Here is an 11,211-nt window from a genome sequence, read left to right on the forward strand (position 1 = left end):
CTTTTTGGATTTTGAATTTTCTGAATGGATACAAATTTTGACTTATTCTCTCCTCGTTAATGGCATCATTGAAAACCGCGCGAATATTTCGCATGTGTATGGCAATTGAATTGACAGAACAGCTTTGGGAGAGATGTTTCTCAAATTTTTTTAGCCATGCATAGTTTATTTCATCAAAAGTCAAATTTTTTATGTCCTGGTCCCTGGCGAATGCTTGCACTTTCTTCATCGTTGCAGTGTAGATCTCTGCTGTATTCGGAGATTTACAATTTGAAATATAGTATTGAATGTGATTGAAAAAGGAATATTTATCCGGCTCTGGTTCTTCGTTTTGATTTTCTATACGGAAAACTAATTCCGATATATCCATTTTTTGAAGTTTCTGTTGAGATTGTAGCAATGCAATAATCCCTTTGGCTGCTATCAGTTTGTTTTTAATTCTTCGGTTTAGCCTTGGTGATTCCTTCATTTCTACTACTTCATTACTGCTTTCATCCCAATTCTTTTCAGGAATTGAAATATCCAGCCCAATTAGTCTCGCTTTTCTTTTGTGAGATATGTAGAGTTTTATTGGGTAGGTTTTGTCCTTTTTTGCCTGTCTCGTGTCCAGTATGACCTTTATTACTGCCATTAAATCAACTTGATTTTTGCAAACATTTGCAAACTATATTAGTGCAAAGTTGTGAAAAAAGATGTTTAAACGTGGTAAAATGTGCAGAAAAGTGCAATTTGGGTTTTAATAAGGACATAAAAAAACCTTGATAATTTCATCTATGTCGATTGATTATCAAGGTTCTAATTTAAGTCGGGATACCAGGATTCGAACCTGGGACCCCCTGCTCCCAAAGCAGGTGCGCTAACCGGACTGCGCTACATCCCGAGAAAATATTTTTAACGCGGAGAGAGGGGGATTCGAACCCCCGGTACGGAATGACCCGTACGCCGGTTTAGCAAACCGGTGGTTTCAGCCACTCACCCATCTCTCCTGAAATATCGTGACTAAATGTCTTCTCCTTTAATTACCTTTAGAACTCAGTATCTTCGAGGTGTTTCCCTCTCTGAATGTGCGTGCAAATATAGAACTAGTTTTTACTTCTGCAAAACAAAACAGTCTAAAAAATCACTTTTTTTACAGCCTTTTTCGTAAGGCCTCTGACTCTCAGATTGAAATGAAATAATTTTTTTTGAAGGTTCCTTTTTACGCTAAAAGATGGACATTGTTTAGGGCTGTTTGGCAGTTAAGAAATGATTACATTAGAAATCAAATATATAAGGTCCGAATGTTATAAAAACACTGATTTTGCTTGGAGAGTAGGGCTTTTGCTTCTATCTTTGAAGTAAGAAAACGTTCTAACAAAAGATATTTCCGCATTAGTTCATTATTGGCAAATTCAACAGTTTACATTAAACCGAGAAAGCTTTTGGAATGTAAAGACAGGCCTTGTAGTTCGGCAACTGCCGGATGAGTAGTTCGCTACCAGTGGAAGTCTGATCGTTTCGGCACTCAAATCCTGTTATTCAGGGATTTTGCGCAATCGAATTAGTGCGGATTTTTTTATTGTTTCCGAATGAACGTTCGTGACAAGAAATAAAGAAGTAATAAGCTGCCCATAAACAAGGCGATTCGCCCGATGTAGTCTCCGTATTTACTGTAGAATGTTTGTTCCTGGTTAAGGTGAATTGATCCGGAAATTGCTGTTCTTTTATTCCATCTCGTTTTTTTTACGATATCGCCCCGTTGGTTGATCAAAGCAGAGATGCCTGTATTGGCAGAACGTGCAATGCCTCGTCGGCTTTCGATTGCCCGGATTCGCGAAATATTCAGATGTTGGCGATAGCCCGATGGGCGTGGTAGCCATCCATCGTTTGTAATTACAGCAAAAAACTGAGCTCCTTTTTTTATAAATCCACCCAAGTATTGGCCAAATAGTGATTCGAAACAAATTACTGGTGCTGCAATATGATTTGAAGTGAAGACCGTTGGTTCGTTTTGGATGCCAAGGCTGCCGGTGGTACCTCCCAGGTCGAGGCTGTGGGATTTAAGAAACCTAAAGTAGCGCTGAAATGGCATCTTTTCAACTCCGGCTACTAAAATACTTTTGTGGTAGAACTGGAATCTGGAGGAAGAGTCGATTTGTATTGCCGAATTGTATAAATCGTACCATTGGGTGGATGAGCTGTCAAATCGTGCTGTGTAGGAAAAAGTATCACTTGGGAGATTCTTTCGGCTCATTGCTCCCAAAATAAATTTCAACTTAGGAAATTTCTCAGTTCGTTCCCAAAATGGTTTGATGAATGGATTGATAGTCAGGTTGCTATTTTCATTTATTTCGGGTAAGCAGGTTTCAGGTCCGACAACATATTGTGTGGTTGGCTTTACGATCGAATCCGTTAACGTTAATAAGATTTGCAATTGTTTTTCGGGAGTCATTCCGCTGAACTTTTCAGTGAAGGGATCAATATTGGGTTGCAAAATAGCGACTTCTATTGCTTCTCCGTTTTCAGTATAGTTTGAATACTTTTTTAAAGACCAAAAGACAGGAATAATAACTAACATGATCCACAAGGATAATTGACCTGTTGAGGCAGAATACGATTTTGCGTTCCATCTTTTCCATATGGAGAAAAGCAATATGTTAGATAAAAGAATCCATAAGGTACCTCCGGCAATACCGCTATATTCATACCATTGAATGATTTTGTTTTCTGCAGCCAACCCGTTTCCCAGGCATAGCCAGGGCCATTCAATTTCCCAACGATGGTGTAGAAATTCGAAGCTAAGCCATAGCGACACGAAGGCTATCAGGGCAAGTTGGTTATTAAATACCGCTTTCATTCGTGCAAATAACCACCAGATAAGTGCCATTATGGCTGCATTAGCTATTGATAGCGAAAGCATTCCCCAAACTGTAACCTGAACTACCCACCATACCGTTATTGCGTGCCAAAGCCAAAAGCACAGGAAAGTATAGTTAAAGATAAGGTAGTGGTTTAAAGGCTGTTCGAACCTTAGTTTTTCCTCTAGGATGAACAAAGGCACAAATGCTATCAAAAGTATCCAGCCGGGGCCAATCCCCAACCAAGGGATACTTAGTAATACGGATGATAGAACCGATAGGAAAGTATATTTTAAATACGGCCTCATCCTTGGTTCAGGATGGATTGAGAGTAGGCAAGAGGCGCTTCTTTACCAGCAGCATCAAAATAGAAGTCCAAGCGGCCTAAAACCATACCGCCCCATCCCACTTGGTTGATGATTGTTTTCTTTCCTTCGACATTTTTCATTTCAACCGGTTTATCCAGGAAGGTGTGTGTATGACCGCCAAGGATCAAATCAGTATGTTTGGTTTGTGGCACTAATGTACGATCAGATATTTTGTTCTCCTTGTATTGATAACCAAGGTGAGATAGGCAGATTACCAAATCACATTTTTTATCGATCTTCAGGAAAGCTTCCATCTCGTTGGCAACTTTTACCGGATCATTGTAGATCGTTCCTTCGTAATTGTTTTCGCTAACCAATCCGTGTAGTTCTATACCCAGACCATAGATGCCAATTTTGAGACCATCTTTCCGAAAGACAACATAGCGGTTGAAACGATCGTAAAGTCTGGTTTGCGAGAAATCGTAGTTACTGTTGATAAAAGGAAACCGGGCATTGTCGAGCGCTTTATTCAAAGCATCCAGCCCATTGTCGAATTCGTGGTTTCCCAAAGTTGACGCTTCGAAACCCATTTCCGACATTACTTTTAAAATCAATTCACCTTTATAATAATTGAAATAGGGCGTTCCCTGGAACATATCGCCGGAGTCGAGCAATAAGACATTTTCTTCCTGCTGACGAATTTGCTGTATTAGGCCAGACAAACGGGCTAAGCCACCTTTGCCTCCATAGGTTGGGTTGGTTGGCGAAAACGGATCAATATGGCAATGAATGTCGTTGGTGTGAAGTATGGTCAACTTCTTAATATCATTTTGTGCAAAGGCAGCCTTTGGGATATTGCATACAGCTATTCCGGCCGATGCTGCAGCCACTCGCTTTAAAAATTGTCTTCTGCTATTCATTCGTAATTCTCCCGTCTAATTTTGGTGAAATTATTTTGCCTGCGAGATAGTCTCTTTTCAGGTGATCAATAAAACAATCTCTTAGTTTGATACCTGTGTTGATGAACATTGTTCGGTTAAGAAACATCGACATATTGTCCCCACCATTGGCTACGTAATCGTTTGTTACCAGGAAATATTGAGCATTTCGATCCACTGGTTGGTTGTTAATTAAAAAGGACTCCGTTTTTCCAGCCTTAATCTTTAGCTCCATGCCGGCTACGCTGTCACCACCTTTGGCTGCAATCATATCAGCCATGGCATAAAGGTCTTCTCCTTTGAGTCGAAGAATAACCATTTCATTTTCAAAAGGCATTAGTTCGTAAATTTTACCAACAGTGATTTTGCCTTTGGGCAAGTCGGTTCTAAGTCCTCCGTAATTCAGGTAAGCAACACTTGGTATAGGTTGAGCCTGGTGTTTCGAGGCATACATCTGCCCTTCGTATAAAAGGATGTCTGCCAGGTAGTTTGTCAATAAACTTTCCGGTTTTTTTTTGACTAGCGGAACGTTGCTCACAGCTATTACCTGTTGCATTTCTTTGTTTATCTCGTCGGTATACGGACTAACAAAGCTTACAATTGAAGAATCAATGGTTGAAATGTTTTGATAATTTGGAATGTTGTCTGCTTTGAAATCAGTTACAATCAACTTAGTTTTACAAGAAGAAAGTACTGAAATAATAGCGATTAAGTAAACTATTCTATACATAAGGCTGAATAAAGTCAAATTTTAAGTCGTTTCTAATTTCTCCTGAAAACAGAGATTATTATTAAACTTTCTGAATTAGGCACGGTTGTTATTTTAACAAAGAAAAACATGAAAGAGTTAAAAGTAAATTATTTCCTCCTAAAAGTGTCCAAATTAGCTGCGATAATACTGTTAAATTTTTTCTGTGTGCTTAATGCTCATGGTCAGGATTACCCGACTGTGAAAGCTCAAAAAGGAGACGGGATCTATTCAATACTAAAGCGTAATGGTTTGTCTCCCGGTGAGTACTTGAACAAATTTATAAGTTTGAATAAGGAGAATCTTGGGAAGAATAATGCCGTGTATATTGGCCGAACATATCGGCTGCCCGTTTCCGGAACTCAGGTAGCGAATAATGCAGCGCCGGTTGCTGAAGCCCGTAACGCGGAGAAAACCAATTCCAGTAAGCCAACTCTGACAAATAAACTTTATGGAAGTAAGTATGAGAAGGTGACCATTGAAGATAAGGACTTGTCCGGCGCAGTTTACTATTTGGTTAGTGGCCATGGCGGCCCCGATCCCGGTGCGATTGGGCATTTGGGAAATAATTTGTTGTGTGAGGATGAGTATGCCTACGATGTGACCTTGCGCTTGTCGCGTGTGTTGGAGGAACATGGGGCTAAGGTTTACATGATTATCCAGGATAAGAATGATGGTATCCGCAGCGACCGGATTTTGTCCCACGATCAGAGTGAGGTCTGTTATCCGGGGGTAGCTATCCCAAGAAGCCAAATGGCCCGGTTGAGGCAGCGGAAAGATGCCGTAAACAAACTTTATTTGGCGAATAAAGGCCATTTTCAGCGATTGGTTATTATCCATGTTGACTCAAGAAGTAAGAGCGAAAATATCGATGTCTTCTTTTATCATGATAAACGTAGTACGAGCGGTAAAAAATTAGCCACCGACCTGCAACAAACCTTCAAAGAGAAGTATAATTACTACCAGCCTAACAGAGGTTATAATGGAAGCGTTTCGGAACGTAATTTGTTTGTGTTGAAATACTCTTATCCGACTGCTGTTTTTATTGAGCTGGGGAATATAAATCATAGTCGCGACCAGCAGCGTTTTATGCTGGAGGATAACCGACAGGCTGTGGCTAATTGGTTGTGCGATGGATTAATCAAAGATTTTAAGAACAACAAGTAATGGAAATTCCGGAAGACAAAAGCCTCATTTTGTTTGATGGGTATTGTCACTTGTGCAGCGGGTTTGTGCAGCACATTCTAAAACGGGATTCGAAAGCTCGTTTTCTGTTTTTACCACTCAGCAGTGAAAAAGCCGGACGGTTGAGGGCAAAGTTTCAAATTGCTGAATCGGTGGATTCAATTGTTTTAATCGAGAATGAGGAAGCTTACATTTACGCAGATGCTGTTTTAAGAATCGCAGCAAACATAGGTGGCGTTTACACTTTACTTTTAATAGGACGGATAATTCCGAAATCGTGGCGCGATGCTCTGTATCGTTTGGTTGCCCGAAAACGTTTTGGCTGGTTCAGCCGACGAAATTCGTGTTTTATTCCCGATGCTTCGTTTAAAGATCGGTTTCTTTTTTAGCGGGTTGAAAGTTTTCTGCTATAGTTCAAAATCGCCTTCCTCGAATTGTTTGTAACGCGCTGCTAAATGGGCGATCAGCTTACTGATGTGCGTTGTTGCCTGTTCGGTTCCCGGTGTAATTGGTTTGTTTTGCAATTTAAGCAGCATAACGCTATACAGTTCCTGTAGTGCAACCTGAATGTCGTGTGCATCAACATCATTACTTCTCATGCGGAATTCGTCGAGTAAAGGCTTTGCAAACTGGTAAAGAGCCTTGTATGTTGGATCGGCAGTTGATTTTAATAAGTTGAGATGAAATTCATTCACATCGTTAGCTAAATTCACAATCGCCTGAATATGTCCGCTTTCGGTTAGCTGTTCTTTTTGCAGCATGCTAACCATATTTTTATAATACTGATAGATATCCAGACGCGTATTCTCGTCCACCTTAAACTGGGCGACCAGTGTTGCTCCTATTTTCTCTAAATCGAAATTTAGCGCCCGAAGTAAATCTTCCAGTTGCCAGATGTAGAGAATGTATTCAGCGATGTTTGTTTTCCTTTTTTCTTTTGCGATCAGCATATATCTTCAGGTTCCAGGTTTACAATCCAATTTCCAATTTTTCAAAAAGAGGGGAGAAGTGAATAATCAATAATCATTCATCAATTAAGAATCCCAATCGTCCCAGTCGTTGTGGTCGTCGGTTTCAAAGAAATCGTCTAAATCGCGGCGTTCCTTCTTGGTTGGGCGACCAGTACCTCTATCGCGTTGCAGGGTGAGCATGTGTTTCTGCATTTCCAAAACTTCCAGTTCTTCTTTTGGTGTAACATCGACCATGTAATCAGCAACCAGTTTAGCCCCCACTCGTTTTTCAATGAGCCCCAGCACTTTAAAACTATAGGTTACCGGTGACTTCTTGATTTGGACGATATCGCCGATCTTAATCATTCGTGATGGCTTCACTTGTATTTTATCAACTATGATTCGACCTTTTTTGCAGGCATCGGTAGCTTGGCTTCTTGTTTTGAAAAGCCGGACTGCCCAAAGCCATTTGTCGATTCGTACTTGTTGTTCCATTACTTTCGCTTGTTGAATTCGTTCATTGTTCTGGCTACACCGATGGTGCCAAAGCTTTTGATGATTTCAATGCTGGTGTCGATCTTGATCGGCAGATCCAAAGCTTCATCTTTGCTCCATTCTCCAAGTACGTGGTTGACTTGTTGGCCACGATGAAAGTCGTCACCAATGCCAAAACGAAGTCGAGCATAGTCGGCTCTGCCCAGGCACTCTTCAATACTTTTTAGGCCATTATGACCAGCTGACCCACCTTTTCCTTTCAGGCGTAACGAACCAAAAGGAAGAGCCAGATCATCGGTTAAAACCAGGAGGTTTTCAATCGGTATCTTTTCTTCTTTTAGCCAGTAGCGAACGGCCTTGCCACTTAAGTTCATGTAAGTGGTTGGCTTTAATAAAATAAAGGTCCGGGCTTTGTAAGAAAATTCGGCAACATAGCCGTAACGGCGATCGCTAAAAACAATATTGGACGCATCTGCAAGAGCGTCCAATATTTTAAACCCGATGTTATGGCGGGTGTTTTCGTATTCCTTACCCGGATTTCCTAATCCAGTTATCAGATATTTCATTACTAAATAGTATCAGTCTTAAATGTAAATTGATACGTTGCAGTCAGACTGCAGACCGAAAAAGCTGAATTACTTTTTCTTTGTAGCAGCTGCTGCAGCAGCGTTCATGGCTGCACGAGCCGCACGAGTAATCATTACAGTTACAACAGGAATTGATTTTGAGTTCAGGATCTCCATGTTCTCAACTTCAATTTGACCTACTTTGATACTTTGACCTAAGTCCAGGTCAGTGATGTTCAATTTAATTGAATCCGGAAGGTCTTTTGCTAAAGCTTTAACTTTCAAACGACGCAGGTTCAATTTCATTTTACCACCGGCACGAAGACCTTTTGCGTAACCTTCAACTTTTACAGGTACTTCAATTTTAATTGGTTTTTTCTCGTCAATAGCCAGGAAGTCAACATGCAAAAGTTGCTCATCAACCGGGTGCCATTGTACGTCTTGCATAATCGCGGTATACTCTTTTCCTGAAACAGTTAAGTTTACCAGGTAAACATTTGGAGTATAGATAACTTTGCGGAATTCCGCAACATCAGCTTGGAAGTGGATTGGCTCTTCGCCACCGTAAAGTACACAAGGCACTTTTTCTTCAGCTCTTAATTTTTTTGAATCTTTTTTACCAATGGCGGTTCTTACTTCGCCTGTAATTGCTACTGATTTCATCTTGTATAAATCTAAAAATTAATAATTATGGTACTCAGTCCTCCCTTTTCGGCGAAAGGGCAAACAGCATACATAACTTCATGCCGTGCGGAAAAAGCGGTGCAAAGATATAAAATTACTTGAAAAACAAGGAGCTAATTGACTCATTTTTATATACCCGCATAATTGCTTCTCCAAATGCATCAGCAACAGAAATATATTTGATTTTAGAAGACTCTCTCTTCGGTGGAATTGAATCGGTGAAATACACTTCCTGAAGAGCTGAATTCTCGATGCGTTCGTAAGCAGGCTCCGATAACAAACCGTGGGCAGCAAATGCACGAACCGAATTAGCACCTTCTTTAATCATTAGTCCGGCAGCTGTCGTTATAGTTCCGGCAGTATCAATTAAGTCGTCTACCAAAATAACGTCTTTATCGCGAACATCACCAATCAATGTCATGCTGTCGATTACGTTGGCTTTAGCGCGCGATTTGTGGCAAATAACCATGTCTACACCCAACATTTTAGCGTAAGTGTTGGCACGTTTGGTACCACCAACGTCCGGCGAAGCAATTACTACGTCACGTAAGCCCATTTTTTTGATGAATGGGATGAAAAGGGCCGAAGCAAAAAGATGATCGACGGGAACATTAAAGAACCCCTGAATTTGATCTGCATGCAGGTCCATAGTGATGATACGGTCGACGCCGGCCGCAGAAAGTAAGTCGGCAACCAGTTTGGCTCCGATTGAAACACGAGGTTTGTCCTTGCGATCTTGGCGGGCAAAACCAAAGTAGGGCAGCACAGCGATAATTTTGTAAGCCGATGCACGTTTGGCTGCGTCAATCATTAACAAAAGCTCCATCAGGTTGTCGCTGGGTGGAAATGTTGATTGAACAAGGAAAACATGCGAACCACGGATTGTTTCTTCAAAGCATGGTTCAAACTCACCGTCAGCAAAAACAGGGCAGCTTGAGTTACCAAGGTCTACACCAATGCTGCTTGAAATTTTTGAGGTTAAATACGTTGTGGCTGTTCCGGTAAAAATCTTAAGGGGTTTTTTGCTTCCCATTATTAACGTTTTTAATTAAGTGCCTAGGAGATGGTCGCAAAGGTAAAAAAAACTTCAAATTATCGTGTAAAAAAAGACACGGTCCTTTCGCTTTTTTGCTTTCATAGCCTCAGGCTGTTAGCTCCTCCCCGGAGCGCTATTCGATATTGTTTAATTCAGGTGCTGTTTCGCTTATAAAACCTAGGATTTCGTCTTTGCCCAAGCCGCTTGTTGATGAGCTTAGCAGGAAGGGAGGGAGTTCTTCCCAGGTCTTCAGCATTTGTTTTTTATAGTGAGCAACATTGCTCTGTAGTTGATTTTTTCCCAGCTTGTCGGATTTTGTAAAGATTAAGGCAAAAGGGATTTGTTTTTCGCCCAGCCACTCAATGAATTCCATGTCGATTTTTTGCGGTTCGTGGCGGCTGTCAATCAATACGAACAGGCAGTACAGGTTTGCCCGATTAATAATGTAATCGGCAATGTAGGCCTGAAACTTATTCTTTTGATCTTTTGAAACCTTGGCGTAGCCGTATCCGGGTAAATCAACCAGGTACCAGTTGTCGTTAATGACAAAATGGTTGATCAGTTGCGTCTTTCCCGGACGGGCTGAAGTTTTTGCGAGTTTCTTATGGTTGGTGATCATGTTGATCAGGGATGACTTTCCAACGTTTGACCGACCAATAAAGGCAAACTCCGGCATGTTTGGCTCGGGGCACTTGTGTACGCTCGAGTTACTCATTAAAAACCGGGCTGTTTTAACTTCCAGCATTCGTATTGTTTAAATTTTATTCTCTATAATTTCGGATCGTATCCGAATTCTATAAAAATGAAGAAATGAGTTGTAAGACATGAGCATCGAGTTTTTACTCACTCCTTACTCATGTCTCCTTACTCACGACTTCTTATAAATGTACTTCTAATACTTTTACGTTGGGGCTGATTGGCTTCAGCTTGTACTGGTGTACAGATGCCGGAACCAGGATTGTTTCGCCCATTTTAACGGTCTCGGTGTGATGCGGTGTATTGATTTCGTATTCACCTTCAACACAAATGTAAATAACGAATGAGTCTAAGCCATAAATATCTTTTTCAATAGGGGCGTCAAACTCAAGGATGCCGGTATTGAAGTAGTCACATTTTACAACTTCGGTGCGCTCGTTTTTTTCTGCCTTGTACTCTGTTTTGTAGCTTTCGTGATAGGTGAAGTCGATGGCGTCCAAAGCTAACTCGGTGTGCAGCTCACGTCCTTTACCGTTAGCATCAACACGATCGTAATCGTAAATACGGTAGGTAACGTCGGATGTTTGCTGAATTTCAGCAACCATAATGCCTTTGCCAATAGCGTGAACACGGCCCGCCGGCATAAAGAAAACATCACTCGGATCAACCTCGACAAAGTTCAGCACGTCATGATTTCTTTGTTTTCCAGCTTCTGCAAATAAGTTTCCTTTGTAATTGGCTGGTTGAAACCACAATTCAGTTTAGCGC

The 11,211-nt window shown here is 41.0% G+C and carries 13 protein-coding genes and 2 tRNA genes; 2 read left to right on the top strand and 13 right to left on the bottom strand.

All coding sequences use genetic code 11. The features are described from left to right. The 6 genes from AC37HE_RS06220 to AC37HE_RS06245 all read right to left on the bottom strand — a co-directional run. A partial coding sequence (locus tag AC37HE_RS06220; RefSeq protein WP_500781927.1) for a phage integrase SAM-like domain and Arm DNA-binding domain-containing protein occupies positions 1-631 on the bottom strand: 631 nt, incomplete at its 3' end. Between the two features lie 174 nt (positions 632-805). Further along, positions 806-880 (bottom strand) — tRNA-Pro (locus AC37HE_RS06225). A gap of 17 nt (positions 881-897) precedes the next feature. Next, positions 898-986 (bottom strand) — tRNA-Ser (locus AC37HE_RS06230). Positions 987-1,555: 569 nt separating this feature from the next. Further along, complete coding sequence (gene lnt / locus AC37HE_RS06235) at positions 1,556-3,145, bottom strand: apolipoprotein N-acyltransferase (protein WP_500781928.1); 1,590 nt, start codon at positions 3,143-3,145, stop codon at positions 1,556-1,558. Then, positions 3,142-4,065, bottom strand: coding sequence for a bifunctional metallophosphatase/5'-nucleotidase (locus AC37HE_RS06240; RefSeq protein ID WP_500781929.1), 924 nt, complete (start codon positions 4,063-4,065; stop codon positions 3,142-3,144). The genes lnt and AC37HE_RS06240 overlap by 4 nt, the downstream gene beginning before the upstream one ends. Next, the gene (locus AC37HE_RS06245; RefSeq protein ID WP_500781930.1) at positions 4,058-4,813 is read right to left on the bottom strand and encodes a 5'-nucleotidase C-terminal domain-containing protein; all 756 of its coding nucleotides are present in this window, start codon (positions 4,811-4,813) and stop codon (positions 4,058-4,060) included. The genes AC37HE_RS06240 and AC37HE_RS06245 overlap by 8 nt, the downstream gene beginning before the upstream one ends. 108 nt (positions 4,814-4,921) lie before the next feature. Here AC37HE_RS06245 and AC37HE_RS06250 point away from each other — a divergent pair, with 108 nt between their 5' ends. Continuing rightward, a complete protein-coding gene (locus tag AC37HE_RS06250; RefSeq protein WP_500781931.1) occupies positions 4,922-5,998 on the top strand; it encodes an N-acetylmuramoyl-L-alanine amidase family protein in 1,077 nt (358 codons plus the stop codon). Then, positions 5,998-6,405, top strand: a complete 408-nt coding sequence (locus tag AC37HE_RS06255; RefSeq protein ID WP_500781932.1) for a thiol-disulfide oxidoreductase DCC family protein — start codon at positions 5,998-6,000, stop codon at positions 6,403-6,405. Before AC37HE_RS06250 ends, AC37HE_RS06255 begins: the two co-directional genes overlap by 1 nt. An 18-nt stretch (positions 6,406-6,423) precedes the next feature. Here the strand turns inward: AC37HE_RS06255 and AC37HE_RS06260 are convergent, their stop codons facing one another. From AC37HE_RS06260 to AC37HE_RS06290, 7 genes are all read right to left on the bottom strand, one after another. After that, positions 6,424-6,966 carry a DUF4924 family protein gene (locus AC37HE_RS06260; protein WP_500781933.1) on the bottom strand — a complete coding sequence of 181 codons (543 nt, stop codon included), beginning with the start codon at positions 6,964-6,966 and terminating at the stop codon, positions 6,424-6,426. 84 nt (positions 6,967-7,050) lie between these two features. Continuing rightward, entirely contained in the window at positions 7,051-7,461 is a 411-nt protein-coding gene (locus AC37HE_RS06265; RefSeq protein ID WP_500781934.1) for an RNA-binding S4 domain-containing protein, read from the bottom strand. After that, positions 7,461-8,027, bottom strand: coding sequence for an aminoacyl-tRNA hydrolase (gene pth, locus AC37HE_RS06270; RefSeq protein ID WP_500781935.1), 567 nt, complete (start codon positions 8,025-8,027; stop codon positions 7,461-7,463). Before pth ends, AC37HE_RS06265 begins: the two co-directional genes overlap by 1 nt. A gap of 69 nt (positions 8,028-8,096) precedes the next feature. Beyond that, positions 8,097-8,690, bottom strand: a complete 594-nt coding sequence (locus AC37HE_RS06275) for a 50S ribosomal protein L25/general stress protein Ctc (RefSeq protein ID WP_500781936.1) — start codon at positions 8,688-8,690, stop codon at positions 8,097-8,099. A 115-nt stretch (positions 8,691-8,805) separates the two neighbouring features. After that, positions 8,806-9,744: a ribose-phosphate pyrophosphokinase gene (locus tag AC37HE_RS06280; RefSeq protein WP_500781937.1), complete on the bottom strand. Its 939-nt coding sequence runs from the start codon at positions 9,742-9,744 to the stop codon at positions 8,806-8,808. Between the two features lie 136 nt (positions 9,745-9,880). After that, positions 9,881-10,492 (bottom strand): ribosome biogenesis GTP-binding protein YihA/YsxC, encoded by a 612-nt coding sequence (yihA, locus tag AC37HE_RS06285; protein WP_500781938.1) that lies wholly within the window; start codon positions 10,490-10,492, stop codon positions 9,881-9,883. Between the two features lie 133 nt (positions 10,493-10,625). Then, on the bottom strand, positions 10,626-11,129 hold the full coding sequence (locus tag AC37HE_RS06290) for a class I mannose-6-phosphate isomerase (RefSeq protein ID WP_500781939.1): 504 nt from the start codon (positions 11,127-11,129) through the stop codon (positions 10,626-10,628). Positions 11,130-11,211 lie beyond the last annotated feature (82 nt).

Source organism: Mangrovibacterium sp. (assembly GCF_059905295.1).

What these genes read in the sequence shown, in the direction of transcription:
- AC37HE_RS06280 (WP_500781937.1), bottom strand. Translation starts at nt 9,744, where the DNA reads ATGGGAAGCAAAAAACCCCTTAAGATTTTTACCGGAACAGCCACAACG.
- lnt (WP_500781928.1), bottom strand. Translation starts at nt 3,145, where the DNA reads ATGAGGCCGTATTTAAAATATACTTTCCTATCGGTTCTATCATCCGTA.
- AC37HE_RS06265 (WP_500781934.1), bottom strand. Translation starts at nt 7,461, where the DNA reads ATGGAACAACAAGTACGAATCGACAAATGGCTTTGGGCAGTCCGGCTT.
- pth (WP_500781935.1), bottom strand. Translation starts at nt 8,027, where the DNA reads ATGAAATATCTGATAACTGGATTAGGAAATCCGGGTAAGGAATACGAA.
- AC37HE_RS06260 (WP_500781933.1), bottom strand. Translation starts at nt 6,966, where the DNA reads ATGCTGATCGCAAAAGAAAAAAGGAAAACAAACATCGCTGAATACATT.
- AC37HE_RS06245 (WP_500781930.1), bottom strand. Translation starts at nt 4,813, where the DNA reads ATGTATAGAATAGTTTACTTAATCGCTATTATTTCAGTACTTTCTTCT.
- AC37HE_RS06255 (WP_500781932.1), top strand. Translation starts at nt 5,998, where the DNA reads ATGGAAATTCCGGAAGACAAAAGCCTCATTTTGTTTGATGGGTATTGT.
- AC37HE_RS06250 (WP_500781931.1), top strand. Translation starts at nt 4,922, where the DNA reads ATGAAAGAGTTAAAAGTAAATTATTTCCTCCTAAAAGTGTCCAAATTA.
- AC37HE_RS06240 (WP_500781929.1), bottom strand. Translation starts at nt 4,065, where the DNA reads ATGAATAGCAGAAGACAATTTTTAAAGCGAGTGGCTGCAGCATCGGCC.
- yihA (WP_500781938.1), bottom strand. Translation starts at nt 10,492, where the DNA reads ATGCTGGAAGTTAAAACAGCCCGGTTTTTAATGAGTAACTCGAGCGTA.
- AC37HE_RS06275 (WP_500781936.1), bottom strand. Translation starts at nt 8,690, where the DNA reads ATGAAATCAGTAGCAATTACAGGCGAAGTAAGAACCGCCATTGGTAAA.